Source organism: Pseudoalteromonas sp. MMG010 (genome assembly GCF_018100905.1).
GTDB lineage: Bacteria > Pseudomonadota > Gammaproteobacteria > Enterobacterales > Alteromonadaceae > Pseudoalteromonas.
The window spans coordinates 82,290-103,781 of the sequence record NZ_JAGJEG010000005.1 but is presented as its reverse complement, the minus strand read 5'-3'; the positions used below and the strand labels follow the sequence as shown (position 1 = coordinate 103,781).

At 38.1% G+C, this 21,492-nt stretch carries 22 protein-coding genes; 15 read left to right on the top strand and 7 right to left on the bottom strand.

Features of this window, described 5'->3' with window-relative positions:
• Positions 1-16: 16 nt before the first annotated feature.
• The 3 genes from J8L70_RS07500 to J8L70_RS07490 form a co-directional block, all read right to left on the bottom strand.
• The gene (locus J8L70_RS07500; RefSeq protein ID WP_211054922.1) at positions 17-670 is read right to left on the bottom strand and encodes an OmpW family outer membrane protein; all 654 of its coding nucleotides are present in this window, start codon (positions 668-670) and stop codon (positions 17-19) included.
• A 363-nt stretch (positions 671-1,033) separates the two neighbouring features.
• Positions 1,034-1,543, bottom strand: coding sequence for a GNAT family protein (locus J8L70_RS07495; protein WP_211054921.1), 510 nt, complete (start codon positions 1,541-1,543; stop codon positions 1,034-1,036).
• Positions 1,544-1,609: 66 nt separating this feature from the next.
• The gene (locus J8L70_RS07490) at positions 1,610-3,316 is read right to left on the bottom strand and encodes a lysophospholipid acyltransferase family protein (protein WP_211054920.1); all 1,707 of its coding nucleotides are present in this window, start codon (positions 3,314-3,316) and stop codon (positions 1,610-1,612) included.
• A gap of 137 nt (positions 3,317-3,453) precedes the next feature.
• Between J8L70_RS07490 and J8L70_RS07485 the strand changes: the two genes are divergently transcribed.
• Together J8L70_RS07485 and J8L70_RS07480 are read left to right on the top strand one after the other, a co-directional pair.
• Positions 3,454-4,374: a glyoxylate/hydroxypyruvate reductase A gene (locus tag J8L70_RS07485; RefSeq protein WP_211054919.1), complete on the top strand. Its 921-nt coding sequence runs from the start codon at positions 3,454-3,456 to the stop codon at positions 4,372-4,374.
• A 99-nt stretch (positions 4,375-4,473) separates the two neighbouring features.
• Complete coding sequence (locus tag J8L70_RS07480) at positions 4,474-4,620, top strand: hypothetical protein (protein ID WP_211054918.1); 147 nt, start codon at positions 4,474-4,476, stop codon at positions 4,618-4,620.
• Here the strand turns inward: J8L70_RS07480 and smrA are convergent.
• The 3 genes from smrA to J8L70_RS07465 form a co-directional block, all read right to left on the bottom strand.
• Positions 4,617-5,195, bottom strand: coding sequence for a DNA endonuclease SmrA (smrA, locus tag J8L70_RS07475; RefSeq protein WP_211054917.1), 579 nt, complete (start codon positions 5,193-5,195; stop codon positions 4,617-4,619). The two genes, J8L70_RS07480 and smrA, sit on opposite strands and share 4 nt — an antisense overlap.
• Positions 5,196-5,317: 122 nt before the next feature.
• Complete coding sequence (locus tag J8L70_RS16060) at positions 5,318-5,563, bottom strand: hypothetical protein (RefSeq protein WP_247664733.1); 246 nt, start codon at positions 5,561-5,563, stop codon at positions 5,318-5,320.
• Positions 5,564-5,663: 100 nt separating this feature from the next.
• The gene (locus J8L70_RS07465) at positions 5,664-6,116 is read right to left on the bottom strand and encodes a hypothetical protein (RefSeq protein ID WP_211054915.1); all 453 of its coding nucleotides are present in this window, start codon (positions 6,114-6,116) and stop codon (positions 5,664-5,666) included.
• 102 nt (positions 6,117-6,218) lie between these two features.
• Between J8L70_RS07465 and J8L70_RS07460 the strand changes: the two genes are divergently transcribed.
• The gene (locus tag J8L70_RS07460) at positions 6,219-6,602 is read left to right on the top strand and encodes a response regulator (protein ID WP_211054914.1); all 384 of its coding nucleotides are present in this window, start codon (positions 6,219-6,221) and stop codon (positions 6,600-6,602) included.
• A 62-nt stretch (positions 6,603-6,664) separates the two neighbouring features.
• On the opposite strand, the gene rpsT is transcribed toward J8L70_RS07460, so the two are convergent.
• Positions 6,665-6,925, bottom strand: coding sequence for a 30S ribosomal protein S20 (rpsT, locus tag J8L70_RS07455; protein ID WP_211054913.1), 261 nt, complete (start codon positions 6,923-6,925; stop codon positions 6,665-6,667).
• Between the two features lie 240 nt (positions 6,926-7,165).
• On the opposite strand from rpsT, the gene murJ reads away from it, so the two are divergent.
• The 12 genes from murJ (at position 7,166) to J8L70_RS07395 (ending at position 21,487) form a co-directional block, all read left to right on the top strand.
• Complete coding sequence (murJ, locus tag J8L70_RS07450; protein WP_348772138.1) at positions 7,166-8,746, top strand: murein biosynthesis integral membrane protein MurJ; 1,581 nt, start codon at positions 7,166-7,168, stop codon at positions 8,744-8,746.
• 84 nt (positions 8,747-8,830) lie between these two features.
• Positions 8,831-9,760: a bifunctional riboflavin kinase/FAD synthetase gene (ribF, locus tag J8L70_RS07445; protein ID WP_211054912.1), complete on the top strand. Its 930-nt coding sequence runs from the start codon at positions 8,831-8,833 to the stop codon at positions 9,758-9,760.
• Between the two features lie 21 nt (positions 9,761-9,781).
• The gene (gene ileS, locus J8L70_RS07440) at positions 9,782-12,610 is read left to right on the top strand and encodes an isoleucine--tRNA ligase (RefSeq protein ID WP_211054911.1); all 2,829 of its coding nucleotides are present in this window, start codon (positions 9,782-9,784) and stop codon (positions 12,608-12,610) included.
• A gap of 9 nt (positions 12,611-12,619) precedes the next feature.
• Positions 12,620-13,120 (top strand): signal peptidase II, encoded by a 501-nt coding sequence (lspA, locus tag J8L70_RS07435; protein WP_211054910.1) that lies wholly within the window; start codon positions 12,620-12,622, stop codon positions 13,118-13,120.
• A complete protein-coding gene (fkpB, locus tag J8L70_RS07430) occupies positions 13,117-13,557 on the top strand; it encodes an FKBP-type peptidyl-prolyl cis-trans isomerase (protein ID WP_211054909.1) in 441 nt (146 codons plus the stop codon). Before lspA ends, fkpB begins: the two co-directional genes overlap by 4 nt.
• Positions 13,557-14,486 carry a 4-hydroxy-3-methylbut-2-enyl diphosphate reductase gene (gene ispH / locus J8L70_RS07425; RefSeq protein WP_211054908.1) on the top strand — a complete coding sequence of 310 codons (930 nt, stop codon included), beginning with the start codon at positions 13,557-13,559 and terminating at the stop codon, positions 14,484-14,486. The genes fkpB and ispH overlap by 1 nt, the downstream gene beginning before the upstream one ends.
• Before the next feature lie 32 nt (positions 14,487-14,518).
• Entirely contained in the window at positions 14,519-15,553 is a 1,035-nt protein-coding gene (locus J8L70_RS07420; protein WP_211054907.1) for a histidine kinase, read from the top strand.
• Positions 15,550-16,245 carry a response regulator transcription factor gene (locus tag J8L70_RS07415; protein WP_211054906.1) on the top strand — a complete coding sequence of 232 codons (696 nt, stop codon included), beginning with the start codon at positions 15,550-15,552 and terminating at the stop codon, positions 16,243-16,245. Before J8L70_RS07420 ends, J8L70_RS07415 begins: the two co-directional genes overlap by 4 nt.
• A 101-nt stretch (positions 16,246-16,346) precedes the next feature.
• Positions 16,347-16,904 (top strand): type IV pilus modification protein PilV, encoded by a 558-nt coding sequence (gene pilV, locus J8L70_RS07410; RefSeq protein WP_211054905.1) that lies wholly within the window; start codon positions 16,347-16,349, stop codon positions 16,902-16,904.
• Position 16,905: 1 nt separating this feature from the next.
• On the top strand, positions 16,906-17,901 hold the full coding sequence (locus J8L70_RS07405; RefSeq protein WP_211054904.1) for a PilW family protein: 996 nt from the start codon (positions 16,906-16,908) through the stop codon (positions 17,899-17,901).
• On the top strand, positions 17,889-18,374 hold the full coding sequence (locus tag J8L70_RS07400; protein WP_211054903.1) for a pilus assembly protein PilX: 486 nt from the start codon (positions 17,889-17,891) through the stop codon (positions 18,372-18,374). Before J8L70_RS07405 ends, J8L70_RS07400 begins: the two co-directional genes overlap by 13 nt.
• A 2-nt stretch (positions 18,375-18,376) precedes the next feature.
• Entirely contained in the window at positions 18,377-21,487 is a 3,111-nt protein-coding gene (locus J8L70_RS07395) for a PilC/PilY family type IV pilus protein (protein WP_211054902.1), read from the top strand.
• The last annotated feature ends 5 nt before the right edge of the window (positions 21,488-21,492 follow it).

Sequence of the window (21,492 nt, the reverse complement as noted above, 5' to 3'; positions counted from 1 at the left end):
GAGTTATACACTATTTTTAAAAGCTGTATTTCACTGCGAACATCGCAACAACAGGATCTAGTTCGACCGTTGATGTGAGAGCTTTTTCGCCATTGGCATACACGGTGGCATCAGTATCTATATCCATCAATGATACCATCGCATGCAATCCCCAATTCGAGTCTATTTTATAATTTGCACCTACTTGTGCGACAAAACCGAACGAATCATCAAGTTCAACGGTCACATCATCAGTGCCAAGTACCGATTTTAATGCGGCTGTTGGCTGTTCATCAAAAAAGGTTGTGTAATTTACCCCAACACCGATAAAAGGACGTAGCTTATTACTGCTATCTAAAAAATGGTATTGCGCAATAAGAGAAGGCGGTAACTGTTTGATCGTTGCAATATTATTGCCTTCTATTGCACCACTACCTTGGACATCATGGCTAAATGGCGTTGCTGCGATTAATTCCAATACCCATTTTTCATTAAAGGCATAATCTACAGTTATGCCTAATTGAGTATTATCGCTGCCTTTTAAGCCTAGTGCTGAGTTTTGATCTATTGCAGAGCTAGAATCATCTGGGTTTACATTAATAGCACCGACGTTAACGCTAAGGGCTGCGTTAGCGACAGGTGTTAAAGCTAATAAAGAACTAATTAAAGCGACTTTTAATGAGGTTTTCATAGAGGTATCTCCAACAATAACTGTGTAATTGGATGTATTATTGTTTAAAAGTTCATATGAAAAACTGCGTTAGATCAAACTTTCAAAAATATTTGAAAGTTGTAAATCATTTTATTGATATAGATTAACTTTAACGTATTTTATCGTATTATGTGTTGACTAATTGTGAAATGAATCGTCGCAAAATTGTCTTGCTAAGGACCTGATTGAGCGATACAAAATGAGTATTTAATTTTAACAATAAGTGTTTAACTGTTATTAATTTATATGGCTTTGAGCACGAATAAAAACCGTTAGTATGCTCACACTGTAAATATTTAATCACTTTTACTAAGTGTACGTTGTACATCGCTATGACTTATTTTATGAGTTGCTTAGCGTCGTGCTGCGCAGCAAGCTAAAAATATGATTATCATAAAAATAAGGTGCTTTATAAATTGCACGCTTTAAAGTGGCTTCATGATTAAATCCCGCTTTTATTAATACGTGCTGCGAATTGATATTATCACTAAATACCGCCGCTTCTATTCGCTGCAATGAGGTATGAGTAAATACCTCATTGGTGATAGAAATAATTGCTCTTTTCATAATGCCTTTTCCCCAATAAGCAGGATCAAGCCAGTAACCTATTTCACCATTGCACTGATATTCAAATTCGCCAGGAATAATACCAATACAACCTATTAACTTATCATTAAGTTCAATGGCTTTAATATAACCTTGCTGAGAGCCTGTAGTGATCCACCAACTCGCATCGCTTTGAGTGTATGGAAAAGGAATTTTCGATGATAAATATTGAGTGACGACTTCGTTGTTTAAAATACGTTGTAAGTCTGAAATATCAAGGTGTTTAAAAGGGCGCAGAGTAATCATTAGCTTATAAAGTTAATAAATAAATGATTAAGCTAACGCCCTATGAGTTTACACGCAAGCACTAATTTAACTCAGGTAGCGCTTGGCTTTATTATCTTTGACACGGTGTAAATCGACCAAGACTAAACCGTCGATACAATTATTAAATTCAGGGTCAATACTAAAACTTAGAAATTCAACACCGCCAGGCTTGCACAACTCAGTATATTGTTTAAATAAAGTGGGTACTTGTGCGTTCATATTAGCCAAAACATGTTTAAGTTCAACAAAGTCTTCTTTTAAATTATTGCCAAGGAAAGTGCTTGTACATAGTGTGCTTTCTTTGGGAGGGAGTTTAAACTCATTGTTTGGGGTGGCGAGAGTTTGTTTAGCGCGATAATAATGTTGATAGTAATAGACTAGCAGTGCTTTTGCTTGGTTTGGCATAGTATTTGATACGCTCACAGCACCAAACAAATAACGATATTGAGGGTAGTTTTTAATAAACGCACCGATGCCATACCATAAATAATCTAGGCTTTTTCGGCCCCAATACTGCGGCTGCACAAAACTTCGGCCCAATTCAATCCCTTGATTAAAATAAGGATCCATTTTATGGGTGTAACTAAATAAACTATCTGTGTATAGACCTTCGCGGCCATGTTTATTTATGATTTCTTGTGCACAAGCTAACCGGTATGCGCCAACAAGTTCTAATTGAGTGGGGTCCCAAAGTACTAAATGTTGGTAATCCATATCATATTTATCTACATCACGGCGTTTGCCACTTCCTTCGCCTACTGCTCTAAATGCAATTTCTCGCAAGCGGCCCAGCTCTCTAAATAATGGCGAGCTCCCTTGGTATTGATACAAGTATATATGCATGCCATCTTGAGTTTCACCTAATAATTGGCAATTTTCTATCGCTTTTTTTAAATCTTTTTTCCCTTCGGCTATCGCAATTGGTGCTTGGGTTTTAAGGGGGAGATTTTTTTTACTGCAAAGTCGATATAATTGTTTTCTAATAAGATTAACAATTTCTTTGTCTTTAAGATTATCAATTAAATAGGATTCTGGAGGAATTGAAGCGCCAATTTCAAATTCAAGTGACTTTTTTCGTTGTTTAAACATTTCCTTTACTAATAATAAGCTGGCCAGTGGTTTATAAACCATTGAAGTCCCATAAAAAAGAGGGCTGTTTTTTGCTTTTATAAATACCGGTAATATCGGGCTGTTTGATTTTTTAGCCATGCGTAAAAACCCACTGTTCCATTGACAATCTTTAATTCCTGTCGGGCTTAAGCGAGACACTTCACCAGCCGGAAATATCAGCAGTGCTCCTTCGTTTTTTAAATGTTGCTGAATATTTGATAATTCTTGTTTTTTACTTGTACCAGATAAGTTATCAACGGGTAATAATAATGAATGCATAGCAGTCACTGACATTAGCATGCGATTAGCAACAACTTTTAAATCTTGGCGCACATTTGATAGCACTTTAATTAATGCCAGTGCATCAACAGAGCCAAGAGGGTGATTAGCCACGATCACTAACTTACCTTCACTGGGTATATTTTCCATCTGATTTGACTTGTAACGAGTATCAAAATTAAGTTCATCTAATACTTGTTCAACAAATTCAATCCCCTGTAAATGAGGGTAGGTATCGGCAAAAGCAACAAACTCTTGTTCATGTAATAAATAACCTAATCCTTTTTTAACAAAGTCTTTTAGTTTAGGCGAGTTTTCAAGTTGTGGTAGCTTTGCTGCAATTACTTCATCAACGCTTATCATATAAACCTCTTTTACACATTAGTGCATGCTGTGGTGCTAGGTTAAGTTTTAGGTATGACATTTATTTTGCAATAGTGTGACCTTTTAAATAGTTTGCATGTGTGTTTTATTACATTATTTAATAACAGGAGATCATCATGTCGGTATTAGTGGCAATTTCGCGAAGAGATAACACCAAATTAATTGCTAAATTAAGTGCCAGGCTCGCAGGTATTAAAATAGAGCAATGGCCTGATTGTGATGATCCCCGCGGTATTAAATTTGTTCTTGCCTGGAATGCGCCATTAGATATGTGGCAACAACTACCAAATCTAAAAGTTGTGTCTTCTTTTGGCGCTGGTGTCGATAGTATTGATTTATCTGTATTAGAGGAAACGGTACAGGTGGTACGTATTGTTGATACGCAGTTGGCTAATGATATGGCTGACTATGTGTTAACTCACGTGTTGGCACATAAGTTAAGATTAAAAGAATATTTCATAAAGCAAGCTAATGAAACCTGGAAACCTAAGCGGGCATTACATTTTAACCACGTTGGATTACTTGGCTATGGTGAGCTTGCCAAAGTATGTGCTGCTAAATTACTTAAAAATGATTTCACGGTGAGTGCATGGGCTAACCATCCTCGAGAGGATAGCAATGTCGAACTACATTTTGGGCTGTCGGGATTAAATAAAATGCTACCGGTTGTCGATGTGTTAGTGTGCTTGTTACCTTTAACACCGACGACAAAGGGCATTATTAATAGCGAGCTTTTAGATAAGCTGCCAGCGCATGCAATTGTAATAAATGTAGCAAGGGGGCAGCATGTAATTGATAGCGATTTAATTGACGCCTTAGATAGCAATAAAATTGCAGCGGCAACATTAGATGTCTTTAATGAAGAACCCTTATCGCCTAACCACCCATTTTGGTCTCACCCAAAAATAACGATTACCCCGCATTGTGCCGCATTATCTGATATTAATAATGTAGTTGAACAAATCGCTCACAATATCAACTGTTTTAACGATAAAGTGCCGCTTATTAATAAGATTAATAGAACAAAAGGTTATTAACACCAAACTAAATAATTTATAAAACACCTTGTTACCTTGTGTCATTTTTATTACTGTGGTTAAACTATAAGCAACATAATAAAAATAAAAGAGGTTGTAATGAAGTCTAGTCATAGTGGTGTCAAATTAAGTTTAGTAGTTATCTCAGTAGTAATCCTAGGTGTATCTGCATGGTTTAACCAAGGTAATGGGCAATATCAACACGCCTATATTATGGATGATAATACAATTGAGGTACTGGCTTAACGTTTGCTATGAATTTCACGGTTTTCGTGTTTCTTCTCATCACTTTTCTTTATTAGCACATAGGTTGCACCACTTCCTCCGTGGTGCTTCTGTGCTGTGTGATACGCAAGTACACAAGGTAGTTGTTTAAGCCATTTATTTACATAGCTTTTTAATACACCCGGCTGACTTTTATTCTTAATTCCAATGCCATGTCTAATTAACACCACTCTAATATTTCGCTGGTGGCAGTCATTAACAAAATTAAATAATGCTAATCGAGCATTTTTAAGTAATTGGCCATGTAAATCTAAAGTGGCATCTAATTGATATTTTGCTAAGCGTAGGTTTTTAAACACGCCATGTTGAACACCTTCTTTTTTATAGCTGAGCATAGCGTATGGATCGAGCAATTCAACTCGCTCTGTTAATAAGTAGTTTTCGTCATCGGCTAAACGTAATTGCGCAGCGTTGCGTTTTTCTTGTTGCGCTAAAGCGAAGGTCGCATTGTTTGCAATAGGGTCAATGGTGTCATGTTTAAGTGGGGTAACATCTTCCATCGAAGATAAAAATAAATCGAAATCAGAAATTGACATAATAACGCCCAAAAGTTGATTTATACGTTAGAAATATTAACTTAGTTCAACATGACAGCCAACTCTTTAAATAAAAAAGCCCAGCATGGCTGGGCTATAAAAAATTCTAGGGAGAGAATTGTTTAACTTTGGCTTACATTAAACTGCCCAAAGGTATACACCTTGAACAAATAAAATGTATTTATCAGCACTAAACTCATGTTTGAAATCACGCTTGACGACATAAAATCTAAATTAAAAGATATAAACAGTAAGGCACACGCGCTTATCGCAGCAATACGAAGCAGTGTAAGTTGGTTAATAAAAAAAGCACCTAACCCAAGTGCAAGTAATGTCGTGTTTAAAAGCCAATCTAGCTCGTTTAGCATGGTCGTTTCAATAGTTCAGTTGTTGAAAAAAGGAGCGCCATTATGGTGATCTTTTGCACACCTTTCAACCAAGTAATTTTAAATTTTCAGATTAGTTTTTTTAATGGTTAAAGTAAGCTTTGAGCGCAGAAACAACCCCTTTATCCGCGACGATAGTATACTTCTGACAGCTTTTAGGATTGGCTTTGTCGCTGCATAAGTAAAGTGTTTTTCGGTCACTATCTACTTGCGGATGAAAGTGAGAGTCAACTAACCGGCTACCATAACCAAAAAAACCTGGCCAGTATATGCTTTCGCTTAACATGCCAAGTTTTTGATAGCTGAGTAAAGTCGGTTTAGGGAAAATAAAAAGCACTAAAAGACAGCTTGCTAATAAAGTGAATCCCACTTTTTTTGAGCGAGTCTTTTTTTGCGGTGCGCCTGGTTTTTTTTCGCTAGCTTTTGCTCCATTTATTTGTGTATTTGTTGGCTTAAGTTTATTGGTGTTTTTAGCCGGTTTACGTTTTTTTGGTTGGCTTGTAAGTAAAGTTTGTTTCTTTGACGTTTTAGACATAAAGCAAATCTGGCCTTTTTAGCGTAGGTCTCTATAATGAAATAATAATTAAAACTAAGTTAAATAATCACTTAAGCTAATGTAAAGCTTACGGGGAAACACATGGATACACAGCTATCAATTTTAATTGTTGATGATGTTAGCACAGTACGTGGATTTTTAAAGCAAACTCTAATGCATTTGGGTATAGAAAATGTAACAGAGGCCGCAACGGCTTCGCAGTGTATTAACGAGTGTAAAACAACTGCGTTTAATATTATTTTTTTAGATGTAGAGTTGCCTGACGGAGATGGTAAAGATTTAATTGCTCAAATTAATGAATTAAACCCTCAAACAAATGTTGTGATGGCATCAGCGCATTCTGATGTTGAAGAAATTAAAGAGGCAATTAATCTAGGCGCAAAAGGTTATGTGGTAAAACCATTTAACCCAAAGAGAATTGCTTTAATACTTAATAAGTTTTACCCAGAACTTAATTGTTTATAATGACATTAAATTTTAAGCAAAAAAAAACCGGCTAAGCCGGTTTTTTTAATTTCAAAAACAAATTATAGTGCTTTAATTTTAGCAGCTAAACGGCTCTTATGACGAGCAGCTTTGTTTTTGTGAATTAGACCCTTAGTTGCGTAACGGTCTAAGATAGGTGTTGCAACAGAAAAAGCTTGCTGTGCAGCTTCTTTGTCACCAGCTTCAATAGCTACGGTTACTTTTTTGAAGTAAGTACGCATCATTGAACGACGACTTGCGTTGTGTTGACGGTTTTTTTCGCTGGTGATAGCGCGTTTTTTTGCAGACTTGATGTTAGCCAAGGTTTGCTCCTAACAATCTTAAATAAAGCTTAAATTAAAGGCCGTGGAATATGCCTGTTTTTATCATGGCTGTCAATGTTTTTTTAACAATCCAAGAAAAACTGCTCCTTATAACGAACATCAATTTGCCGCTTTAGCAGTTAATATCGCTATTGTAACAAAGCAGGCTGTAACAGCCTAGTGATTTAAACTAATTTTAGGCATAATCGCTCAACTTAAGGAATTTTTTATAGGTTTAATGTGGCCAAGGGTTTATTTCGCTCCGGTATGATAGTGAGCTGTATGACTATGATATCAAGAATATTAGGGCTCGTGCGTGATGCCGTGGTGGCTAATTTATTAGGCGCTGGTGCGGCGGCCGATGTTTTTCTTTTTGCTAATCGTATCCCTAACTTTTTAAGGCGTTTATTCGCAGAAGGCGCATTTGCGCAAGCATTTGTACCCGTTTTAAGCGAAATAAAAGAACAACAAGGTGATGATAAAGTAAAATTGTTTGTTGCCAATGCCGCGGGAACTCTTGGGTGTATTGTACTGATTGTTACTTTAATTGGCGTGATAGCTTCGCCGGTAATCGCAGCCCTATTTGGTACCGGCTGGTTTATTGATTGGTGGCAAGGGGGACCTGATGGCGCTAAATTTGAGTTGGCAAGTGCATTATTAAAATTAACCTTTCCTTATTTGTTTTTTGTTAGTTTAGTCGCATTAAGCGGTGCTCTGATGAACGTTTACAATCGTTTTGCCGTAGCTGCATTTACGCCCGTACTGCTGAACGTCAGTATTATTAGCTGTGCTATTTTGTTGCATGATAAATTTAGTGTGGGTGCTTACTCACTTGCTATTGGTGTATTTGTAGGTGGTTTGGTTCAGTTACTATTTCAGCTTCCCTTTTTATTGCGGGCAAAAATGTTAGTTTGGCCCAAATGGGGTTGGAAAGATGAAAATGTTAAAAAGGTAAGAAAGCTAATGCTTCCTGCACTTTTTGGGGTATCCATTAGCCAAATTAATTTATTACTCGATACCGTTATCGCTTCGATGTTGATGACAGGGTCTATCGCTTGGTTATATTACTCTGATAGGTTAATTGAATTTCCGTTGGGCTTATTTGGGATTGGTATAGCGACCGTTATTTTGCCTGCGCTTTCTAAATTACACAGTAGTGATAATAAAAATGACTTTCAACATACCTTAGATTGGGGCGTGCGGTTTGTTATATTTTTGGGTTTACCGGCCATGGTGGGGTTAATGATCACTAGCCCTTTAATTATTTCTGTTTTATTTGATCATGGTGCTTTTGAACACAGTGAAATTGATCATGTCAGTGCCGTTAGTTTTGGCGTTGTTGCTTATTCAGTGGGCTTAGTCAGTTTTATGCTTATTAAAGTACTGGCTCCAGGCTTTTATGCTCGTCAAGATACTAAAACACCTGTGCGTATTGGCATTATTACGTTAGTACTGAATATGGTTTTTAATATTATATTGGCTCCTTTTATTGGTTATTTAGGCCTTGCATTAGCGACATCGCTATCGGCAAGTTGCAATGCGTATTTATTATATCGACAACTTAAAAAAGATCAGGTGTATTCGTTTTCAGCGTTCAGTTCAAAATTTACTATTAAGTGTGTATTCGGCGCTATAGTGATGGGCGTGTGTATAGGGTTTGTTTCGACCCAATTTACCTGGAAAGAGTGGGTGTTTTATGATCAAGTTTTACTGTTGTTCGGTTTACTGTTACTAGCGGGGGCTATTTATTTTTTAGTGCTGTTTTTACTCGGTATTAGACTAAATACGATAAAAAGTGTTGCAACTACTGAATCAAACTAAAAAAAAGATTATAATCGGGCAATTCTGCATAATTTACACTGTTACAGGTAAATAGAAACGCGTTGAAATAAGGCATTAGGTGGCATGGAATTAATTAGAGGTATACACAATATTCGTGCGCATCATTTTGGCTGTGTACTGACTATTGGTAATTTTGACGGTGTGCATTTAGGTCATGCTGAAGTGATTAAAGGTCTACTTAGTGATGCGAAAGCGCATAACTTACCCAGCACAGTGATGTTGTTTGAACCTCAGCCACAAGAGTTTTTTGCTAAGCAAAATGCGCCAGCACGTTTAACTAGGCTGCGAGATAAGCTTAGGTTATTAAAAGCGCTGGGAATAGCCCGGGTGATTTGTATCAGTTTTAATCAGCAATTTGCCAATGTAAGCGCAGAGCAATTTGTTAATGATGTATTGCTAAGCAAGTTAGGTGTAAAAGCACTGACAGTGGGAGATGATTTTCGTTTTGGTAAACAGCGAAAAGGCAACTTTGAATTGTTAACCCGTATTGGCGAAAAAGCCGGCATGGATGTTAAAAGCACCGCGAGTTTTCGCCAATTAAATGCTAGAGTAAGCAGTACTTTGATTCGTGAGGCATTAGCGTCTGGCGATTTATTAAATGCTAAAGTGATGCTTGGCCATGATTATGCTATTTCTGGGCGTGTAATACACGGTTGGGAAAAAGGGCGTGAACTTGGGTTTAGAACGGCAAATATTGCCTTGAAACGTCAAGTATGTCCTGTAAATGGTGTATTTGCAGTGAGGGCTTTTATTGGCTCACAACAGATTTTTGGGGTTGCCAATATTGGTAACAAACCCACTTTTAATGGAACACGCGCACTATTAGAGGTTCACCTCTTTGATTTTTCGCAAGATATTTATGGACAGTTTATGCACGTCGAGCTGATTAAAAAGCTACGTGATGAAAAAAAATTCGAGACATTAACACAATTAACGGCACAAATTGCAACTGATGTTGCAGCCGCTAAGCAGTGTTTTGGTTTAATTAGGTAGCCGAAACGGAAAGTAGGATAAATGAGCGACTACAAACATACTTTGAACTTACCGGAAACAACGTTTCCAATGCGCGGCAATTTGGCCCAACGTGAACCAAAAATGCTTAAAACATGGTATGAGCAAGACTTATATGGTCAAATTCGTAATGCCAAAAAAGGTAAAAAGACTTTTATATTGCATGACGGCCCTCCGTATGCAAATGGTGATATTCACCTAGGTCATTCAGTTAATAAAATTTTAAAAGATATTATTGTTAAGGCTAAAACCTTATCTGACTTTGATGCACCTTACATTCCTGGTTGGGATTGTCATGGTTTACCAATAGAATTAATGGTAGAGAAAAAAGTTGGTAAGCCTGGCGTTAAAGTCAGTGCGGCCGAATTTAGAGAAAAGTGTCGTGCATACGCTAAAAAGCAAGTTGAAGGGCAAAAAACTGATTTTAAACGCTTAGGTGTGTTTGCTGATTGGGATAAACCTTATTTAACAATGAACTTTGATTTTGAAGCGAATGCGATTCGTGTTCTTGGCCGTATTATCGAAAAAGGCCATTTACACAAAGGTGCTAAACCTGTGCATTGGTGTACCGATTGTGGTTCTGCCTTAGCAGAAGCCGAAGTTGAATATCAAGATAAGCAATCTCCTGCCATTGATGTACGTTTTATATTTGCCGATCAAGACGCGGTGATTAAGGCATTTGACTTAGCGCAAGCGCATCAAGGTACGGGGAGCGTAGGGACTGTTATTTGGACGACGACGCCATGGACTTTACCAGCTAACCGTGCAGTAGCCGTACATGCAGACTTAGAATACGCTTTAGTTCAAGTTGATGATGAAGGTTCACAACAACGTCTTATATTAGGCGCTGAGTTAGTAAAAGATGCAATGGACCGTTTTGGCTTTAATCATTATCATATTTTAGGTTATGTAAAAGGGGCTGCATTAGAAAACTTACAAGTAGCTCATCCATTTTATGACTTTGATGTTCCTGTTATTGTTGCTGAGCACGTTACGACTGAATCAGGTACCGGTGTTGTTCATACCGCGCCAGGGCATGGTCAAGAAGATTTTGTAGCCGGTTTGAATTACAACCTAGAAGTTGCTAATCCAGTCGGTGCAAATGGTGTTTACTTGCCTGATACTGAATTATTTGCAGGCCAACATGTATTTAAAGCTAATGCGAGCGTAGTTGAAGTACTTACTGAACGTGGTGCTCTTATGCATCATCATGCGTTAACGCATAGTTATCCTCATTGTTGGCGTCATAAAACGCCTATTATTTTCCGTGCGACACCGCAGTGGTTTGTAAGTATGGATCAGGCTAATTTACGTCAAGATTCATTAGCCGAAATAAAAAATACACAGTGGTTACCAGAGTGGGGCGAAAGCCGTATAGCTAACATGGTAGAAGGGCGTCCTGATTGGTGTATTTCGCGCCAACGTACTTGGGGTGTGCCAATTGCTTTATTTGTCGATAAAGATACAGGTGCATTGCATCCAAATACACAAGAGTTAATTGGACAAGCTGCCGACTTAGTTGAAAAGTCGGGTATTCAAGCATGGTATGACTTAGACCCTGTAAATTTACTAGGTGAAGAAGACGCAAAACAATACATGAAAGTACAAGATACGTTAGATGTATGGTTTGATTCTGGTGTATCACATGCGTGTGTAGTTGATGCGCGTGAAGAACTTACTGGCCCAGCTGATTTATACCTTGAAGGTTCAGATCAACACCGTGGTTGGTTTATGTCTTCAATGATGACATCGGTTGCGATTAATGGTCATGCACCATACCGTCAGGTATTAACTCATGGTTTTACTGTTGATGAAAACGGCCGTAAAATGTCTAAATCATTAGGTAATGTTATTTCGCCACAAAATGTGATGAATAAGCTAGGTGCCGACATTCTACGCTTGTGGGTTGCTTCTACCGACTACACTGCAGAAATGACTGTGTCTGATGAGATATTTAAACGCTCTGCCGATCGTTACCGTCGTATTCGTAATACGAGCCGATATTTATTAGCTAACTTAAGTGGGTTTGATCCGAAAACGGATCAAGTGCCAGTTGATGAAATGGTTGAGCTTGATAAATGGATCGTAGGGCAAGCTGCACAGCTGCAAGAAGAAATTGTATCTGCTTATGATAATTACCAAATGTTATTAGTAACGCAAAAGCTGATGAATTTCTGTACGGGTGAATTAGGTTCATTCTACCTAGATGTTATTAAAGACCGTCAATATACTGCGAAAAGTGATAGTCATGCTCGTCGTTCATGTCAAACAGCCTTGTACCATATTGCTGAGGCGATGACGCGTTGGATGGCACCGATTATGAGTTTTACAGCGCAAGAAATTTGGCAAGCATTACCTGGTGAACGTGGCGAATTTGTATTTACATCTGTGTGGTATGAAGGTTTACAAAAACCGACAAGTACACAATTTAGTAATGACGATTGGCAAGCTATTTTAAATGTTCGCGATGAAGTGAATCGTGTTTTAGAAGCTGCGCGTAAAGAAGAAGTCATTGGTGCTACTTTGCAAGCAACCGTTAATTTATACGCTAACGAAGCGCTAAGCAGCACATTAACTGCATTAGGTGATGAGCTACGTTTTGTATTACTTACCTCTGCGGTCACTGTAGAGCAAGTACAAAGCCAGCCTAACGATACACAAGCAACAGAAATTGAAGGGTTATACATTAGTGTTGCCGCTACTGATGCTGCTAAATGTGAGCGTTGTTGGCATTACAGCGATGATGTAGGGGTTGATCCTGCACACCCTGAAATCTGTGGTCGTTGTGTGAGTAATGTAGATGGTGAAGGTGAACAACGCCAATTCGCTTAGGAGTTTAAAGTGATCAAACTAGCCCAAAAAAGTGGCTTAGTGTGGCTTTGGTTAAGTCTATTACTATTAGTAGTAGACTTTGCCAGTAAAACACTGGTAGTAAATACAATGACTTATAGCGAGTCGATTAACTTACTTCCTGTTTTTAATATTACCTATGTGCATAATTACGGTGCTGCTTATAGTTTTTTAAGTGAAGCAGGTGGTTGGCAGCGTTGGTTTTTAAGTGCCATAGCAATTGCGATTAGTGCTTTACTTGTATGGTGGCTAAAACGCTTACCAGCAACAAATAAAGTGTTATGCAGTGCATATGCATTAGTGTTAGCTGGGGCTGTTGGGAATTTGTATGACCGTATCGCTTATGGTTATGTAATTGACTTTATTCATGTGTTTTACAAAGATTCTCATTTTCCCGTATTTAATATTGCCGATTGTGCCATTTGTATTGGTGCCGCTTTATTATTATTTGATGCCTTTACTGGTGAAAGCCCCAAGGAGCATAAAGTATGAGCCAAGCAGTGATTGGTGAAAACTCTCAAGTTATTTTTCATTTCTCTATTATTTTAGCGGATGGCTCAGCAGCTGATTCAACTAAAGTGCATAATAAACCTGCAAAGTTAACGATGGGAGATGGCAGTTTAACGGCTAATTTTGAAAAGTGTTTACTTGGCTTAACCGCAGGCGATAATAAATCATTTGAGTTAGAGCCAGAAGATGCTTTTGGCCAACCCAACCCCGACAATATTTATTATGTTGAACGTAGTAAATTTGGTCCAGATACACCGGCAAAAGTAGGCGCTATTATTGCTTTTACTCAACCAGATGGCACTGAACTACCAGGTTTGGTGCGTGAAGTGCAAGGTGAATCGGTAACGATTGATTTTAACCATCCACTGGCGGGACAGCGTTTAACATTTGATGTTGAAATTATTGAGGTTACGGGCTAATGAATATTTTATTAGCAAACCCGCGTGGTTTTTGTGCTGGGGTAGATCGTGCAATTAGTATTGTAGAGCGTGCATTAGATATTTTTGAAAAGCCTATCTATGTGCGTCATGAAGTGGTGCATAATCGATATGTCGTGGATGGGCTTAAAAACCGCGGGGCTGTTTTTGTTGAAGAATTACATCAAGTACCCGATGACAGCATTGTTATTTTTAGTGCACATGGTGTATCACAAGCTGTAAGGCAAGAAGCTAAACGCCGTGATTTAAAAGTATTTGATGCTACGTGCCCATTAGTAACTAAAGTGCATATGGAAGTTACTCGCGCGAGCCGCAAAGGCACAGAATGCATTCTAATTGGACACCATGGGCATCCCGAAGTGGAAGGGACCATGGGGCAATATGATAATGAATCGGGTGGGATTTATTTAGTAGAAACAGCCGATGATGTTGCAAAGCTTAAAGTTAAAAGTGCCGAAAACCTTTTTTATTGTAGCCAAACCACGTTATCGGTCGATGACACTGCTGATGTGATTGATGCGCTTAGGGTTAAATTTCCTGCTATTGATGGTCCACGTAAAGATGATATTTGTTACGCTACACAAAATCGCCAAGATGCGGTACGTGATTTAGCTGATAAGGTCGATGTATTATTAGTTGTTGGAGCTAAAAACAGTTCTAATTCAAATCGCCTACGTGAACTTGCTGATAAAATGGGGACTGTTGCCTATTTAATTGATGATGCGACTAACGTTCAAGCATCATGGTTTGAAAGTGTGCAAGCTGTAGGCGTGACAGCAGGAGCTTCAGCTCCTGAGGTTTTAGTTCAGCAGGTTATTTCTCGATTAAAAGAATTAGGTGGCGAACAAGTTATTGAAAACCCAGGTGAAGAAGAAAATATTGTCTTCGCGGTGCCTGTTGAGCTACGCTAAGTTAAAATAAAATAGAACCATAGGAGGGTCGTATGAGCAAACAGCGTCAACAAGATGCCTTGCTTTTTTCGGCCCTTTTTAATGAACGAGGTATTCTTTCTTTATTAGTTGTTACACAAGTTATTGCTATAATTTTAGCCCTCGCACCAAATAGGGTTGGCGGGGTTTGGTATTATTTAGCAATCAACAGTATGTTTTTACATACAACGGTTATCGTTAGCTGTTACTGCTTATATTTATTACGCTCTTTTTTATCTTCTTTAAATCCGGCGCTACAATTAACGAGTTTTATCATTGTTTTTACATTCAATGCCGGGTTGTTTAGTTTATTATTTGCACACACTGTTTTTTCCATATCGACCGCTCAACAATTACTTATTTTCATGCTCTGTAATATGTTTAGTGTTTTTCTGTTAGCCACCTTGTTTGTACAATTTTTGGTAATTCATTATGATAAAAATAAACAAACACATGCATTATCTCGTGCAGAGTTAGATGCACTACAGGCAAGAATAAGGCCTCATTTTTTATATAATAGTTTAAACACCGCTGCTGAGTTAACACACTATGATGCAAGTGCTGCAGAGCAATCACTGTTAGGCTTAGCTGCTTTGTCTCAAGCGGCTATGCGGGCAGGAAAAAGCGTTGCACTAGAAGATGAGCTAACACTGTGTAAGCAATATTTAAACATTGAAAAATGGCGATTTAATCAACGACTAAATATTGATTGGTTACTCCCTGAACATATTCCAAATATTGCGGTACCGTGCTTAACGCTGCAACCGTTAATTGAAAATGCCGTTATCCACGGTGTTGAACCTTCGTTAAGCCCAGTGAATATAAAAGTTGAGTTACATGTTACGGCAAATTACTTAACCATCATTGTGAGTAATCCGATAGCTAACAATCCACCTGAGCACAGGGAAGGTAATGGAATGGCACTGGAAAATATTCGCCAGCGCTTAAATATTTTTTATCAGCACAAAGCAAAGCTAACAATTGCCAAAAAAGACAATACATTTAGAGTAAAAGTAGTTTTGCCAAAACGATTAATGGTGAAACAATGAACGTACTTATTGTTGATGATGAGCCTTTAGCACGTGCCCGTTTAAAGCGTTTGTTAGAATCCAATGCAGCCATACAATGTATTAACCAAGCCGAAAATGGGAGTGAGGCATTAAAAATTATTAAAGCAACTCAGCCAGAGCTTGTGCTTTTAGATGTAAACATGCCACAGTTAAGTGGTTTAGACGTTGCCAAAGCATTAGATGAACTCTCTCTTCCTCCCGCAATTATATTTACCACAGCGCATCCTGAGCATGCATTAGATGCTTTACAGCTCAATGTCGCTGGGTATTTAGTAAAACCTATATCAAAGCAAAGTTTAGCCCTCGCTTTAGCCAAGTTAGGACAACTTAATCGTGCTCAAGTGCATAATCAACAACAAAAATTAACGTACAAACTAGCCGGTAGCGTGCGCAGTATTGCAATCGAAACGGTGATCTATGTTTCGGCAGAAGATAAATATACTCATGTTGTCTTTCAAGGAGGAAGCGCATTAATTGAAAAGAGTTTAAAACAATTAGAACTTCAATATCCTAATATCTTATTGCGAGTTCATCGCAATACACTGGTAAATAAAAATAACATTATCGCGATGCATGCCAAGGCTTCGGGACATGTTGTTGAACTGGCACACTGTGATCACTTAATCGCTGTTAGTCGCCGCGCTTTAAAAATGGTTAAAGCCGAAATTTAACCGTTTATCTACAACTTTAACCGCTCATCTATATATTTGTTGTTTGCCCTGTAATTGTTAATACACTTTATATTATTAATAAATGATTAAGTGTAATGACAATGAAAAAGTACACACATTTAACGAATGGTTTTACGTTAATAGAAGTGCTTATTGCTTTTATTATTTTGAGCTTTGGCTTGTTAGGGGCGGTAGCACTTCAAGCTAAGGCGAAGCAAGCGAGTTTTGATGCACTACAACGTTCTGCTGCCATTGCCCTTGGTAACGATATTTTACAACGAATAAGAGCAAATGATACTTCGGATCTTGTCGGTTTATATAAACGTGAATTTACCAGTACTTCGCAATTAAGCACTGCCTCCACGTGCTTCAGTGGCACCTGTAGTGCTGCACAAATTGCTCTTTTTGATTTACAGCAATGGAAAAGAGCGATTAGAGCGCGTGAAAATACAGGCGCTTTAGATAATGCAACCGTATGTATTAACCCCGAGGTTGTCTCTGGTTCGAACTCAAAAGCATTTAATGTGCAAGTGATTGTGTCGTGGTTAGGGCGCCAAGAATTTAAAGCGACAACAACAACCAATGATATTAGTTGCGGGAGTAAAGAGAATAACCGTCGTTTAGTGGTATTAACCAGCTATATATATGCAAGGGGTTAAGATGCGTGAGCGAGGATTTACACTTATAGAAATGATGATTGCTTTGTTTATCGGGGTCATTATTTTAGGTGGCGTGATGTTTACTTATTTAAGTATGAAAATAACCACCACCGATACAATAGCCATTGGGGAGATCCAAGAGTCTGGTCGTTTAGCTATTAATATTATGCAACGTGATATTGAGCAAGTGGGATTTTGGGGTACTTTTTATGAAGATTCATTCACCGGTGCAAATGTAAGTACACAAACTGCGCCAGCAGGGGATTGTGAAAGTGGGCTCAATAATGCGAGTTTCCCTAATATAACTAGCCAAAGTAATTTTCGTACTATTTTTGCTACAACGGCAAATACAAACAAAGAACTAAATTGTATTAATAATCCCGTTAAAGGGTCTGATATTTTACAAATTAAATTTTTACAGGGAAAGCAGTTAGTTGTTGATATTACTAATAACGAAATGCAAAGCGATGAGAACTACTTTATAGCAGAGCAAGAACAAGCACAGTTTGTTCGTGGGGTGGTCAGTGCCAATACGTTAAATTTAAATGCCACTGTGTGGCCCTATAGCCATCATGTTTATTATATCGCAGAGCAAACTTATGAAGTTAACAATAAAAAAATAACGGTACCTGTGTTAATGCGAAAACGTTTAAATGGCAGCAAAATGACTGCTGAAAGCATTATGGAAGGAGTTGAAAATATGCGGTTTTTATTTGGTTTAGACACCAATAACGATGGCCGTATTGATAGTTATCGTAATGTTAGCGATATGACATCAGCGGATTGGGAAAATAGAAAAATGGTTTTGGCAGTTCAGCTATTTTTATTGGTTAGAACTTTAAAAGAAGATAGTCATAGCACGGTCAAAAACCAAACATATACGTTAGGTAACGATAGTAATAGTAGGGAATTAAGCTTTAACGATGGGTATAGAAGGGCTGTATTTACCACTACGATTAGGCTTAATAACGTAGGAGCAAACTTATGGCACTTGTAAATTTACAACAAAATAAACAACGTGGGATCGTGTTATTAACAGCCCTCATTATGATCTTAGCTGTAACGATGATAGCAATCACATTAATGAGTAGCAGTAGTATTGATATAAAAATAACAAATGCAGCGCAAGAGCGTGAAGTTGCTGAAAATGAATTGATTGGTGAAGTACAACGAATGATTGCTAAAGAGACCAGTTTGGGCGGGGCGAGTCGATTTTTATATAGCCAAGCAGAGGTGCCTGAAAGTGGAATGAATTTAGCAGAAAATACGAAAATGCCCAGTGTAATGATAAATTTAAATAAAGGTATTCAATCACTTGAGTGTCCAAGGCGATTTAATTTTACCGCAGGTATTTCATGTAACATGTTACAGGTAACAACCAGTATAGAGTACGGTAGTAAAAGTAAACATGAATTAAGTGTCGTTACTGCAATAGCGCAAGAAATGACAACCGCAAATAAGGGGATCTGATCATGTATTTATATAAAACTAAAATTGTCGGTTCTTTATTAGCAATGTCGATAAGTGGTACATGTTTTAGCGAAGATATCGAATTATATGTAAACCATAATATAAGCAGCGAAGAAAAAACACGTGTACTTATGCTTTTTGATACATCAGGAAGTATGGCATTTTCAACCAGTACGGGTTATGACTGTGGCTATAATAATCAAAGTAAGCGCTATAATTTATGCCCCGATAGCCGTTTAGGCGTGGCTCGTGATGCAATGAGCCAATTAGTCGATGATAATGCAGATATAGATTTTGGTTTAATGCGTTTTAATGGGGGAGCGGGTGGATATCTTTTAGCAAAACTGGGCTCATCAAGAGCGGTTGTCCAAGACAAAATTTCGGCACTCATTGCAGATGGCTCAACGCCTCTATCAGAAACTTTATGGGAGGCGTATTTATATTTAACTGGTAATAAAGTGGCTTATGGAAAAAATATTAAAGATCGTGATTTAAGTGGCGAAACTGGTACAAGCTATAACGCAAATAACTCTTATTATATCTCTCCTTTTACACCCATTAAAGGTGAACCATTACGTTGTGATAACGCAGTGAATGTTATTTTAATGACGGATGGTGATCCGACTTATGATAGTGGAAAAAACAATGAGATTAAGAGCCTGTATAAACAAACCTTTGATAAAAACCCAGGGTATAGTGATGGAAGCTATTTAGCTGCTTTAGCACAGTCTATTCATGGAAATGATGAGACAGAAGTTGATTTATTTTCGCCAACACCGGATGTAACAGATTTAGGGCGAGTGTATACCATTGGGTTTGGTAGCGGAATGAGCTTAAATGGCAAGTCATTATTGTCAAATACTGCAAAAGCAGGAGGAGGACAGTATTTACATGCAGATACAGCCGATGAACTTTCAGATGCACTTAAAAGCACCATTTCTAAAATAAGGAAAGTGAATGATAGTTTTTCATCTCCCTCTGTGGCGAGTAATAGCGGGGATCAAACTCGTAGTAGAGAAGCTATTTATTTTTCAATGTTTTACCCAAAAACAGGGGCTAGGTGGAGTGGAAATCTCAAAAAATTAAAAGTATCTGGAGCTGAAATTATCGACTCAGCTGGAAATCAAGCGCTTGATGAAACCGGGGGGATCGCAGATACAGCACGGACATTTTGGTTGCCAAATAACGAATCTGCGGATGGGAACCTAGTTGGAAAAGGAGGCGTAAATCTACTTTTAGCCACTAAAAGCCCTAATGAACGTCATCTGTATACTGAAAAGCAAGGCGTATTAACCACATTTAATAGCCAACAAGTAAATGATATTTTGGCGCTTGATAATAATAGTCTTAGCTTATCAACGACTGATGTAAATTGGGCTAGGGGAATTGATGTTGATGATGAAGATAATGATAATTCATTTAGTGACAATCGATTAGATATCTTTGGCGATCCTTTACACTCTAAGCCTGTTGCATTGGATTATGGCGATGGCACAATCCGCATATTAATCGGCACAAATGCTGGATTTATTCATATGTTTAGCGATAAAGGAAGCACTGTCGACGAAAGTTGGGCCTTTATGCCTTCAAGTTTATTCGCAAATATTCCACCTCTTCGAAAAAACCAAGAAAATACAAAAGTCTACGGAATGGACGGAACAATTAGTGTTTATTTTAACGATCAAAGCTTAAATGAAGAGGGAGTTAATGATGGCGTAATTGATGCTAGTAAAGGTGATGAAGTGTGGGCATTTTCAGGAATGCGAAGGGGGGGACGCAATTATTATGCTATAGATATTAGCGATCCAGATAATCCTAAATCACTCTGGAAAACACCAATAGAGGGCGGTTCTGAGGACTTCAAAGAGTTAGGGCAAACATGGTCAAAGCCGCAAATAGCCTATATAAAAGCATTTGGTACCGATCCATTATTAGTGTTTGGTGCAGGTTACGATGCTAATAAAGATAACACGACAAGAACAAATGATAGTGTTGGTCGGGGTATTTATATAGTTAATGCTAAAACAGGTAAAAAAGTGTGGGAATTAACACCGAATAAAAATAATTTTAAAGGTAAACACAGTATTGCTTCGGATCTGACAACGCTTGATTCAGATTACGATGGTTACGTCGATAGAATTTATGCCAGTGATACCGCTGGTGGAGTGTGGCGTATAGATATTCCGACAAGTAACAGTAGCGATATATCTCACTATAAACTTGCAGAGCTCGGCGAAGGGAATGCGGATAACGATAGACGCTTTTTTTATAAACCCGTTGTAGCTCGTACTATGTTTAGTAAAGTATCTGAGGTGCAAGTGAATGGTGAAACGGTTATTACGCGCTTAGATACTCCTTACGATGCGGTTGTTATTGCAAGTGGCAATCGATCAAACCCTTTGGGGAGTACAGTACAAGATCAACTCTTTATGATTCGAGATGAAAATATTGTAACAAAGTCATATAAAACATCGTGGCCTGGAGCTATTACAACAGATAGTTTAATGGATATCAGCAGTGATCCTTTTGGCAATGCGTTAGATGATGTTGAAAAGTTCACCGATCTCGAAGTCGACTTAGGTGAGTTTAAAGGTTGGCGTTATCAATTAGCTGAGGGTGAAAAGTCACTTGCTGCAGCGACAGTAATCGGTGGCGTTGCTTATTTTACGTCTTACACACCCGCCTCAGAAGAACCAATCGAAAACCAATGTACCTTAACAGGGGGGAGTGGCTCTTTGTATGCTTTTCATTTACATTATGGGACTAAGGTTTATGATAGTCTAAAGTTTAGCTCTAGCACCGATGTACCAGATACACCGCAATTATACTTTGGAGAAGGGCCTTCTTGCGCAGATAGTAATAATGATGGTAAGTGTGATAATGACGAAACGGTTGATGTTGTTCAGCAAAGTCAGTTTTATTTAATTAGTCCAAGTTTAACGGGAGAGAATACTGCAAATCCATTTTTACCCGTTGAAATTAATGGACCGGGCTTACAAATTGTGGATGGTAAGATAGAGCTTGTGAATAAAAACCAGCCAATTGGATTTGGCTTCAAAACTCAACAGACCTTTATTTATAAGAAAGAGCAAAATGATGAAATTGAAAATTAGCCCAA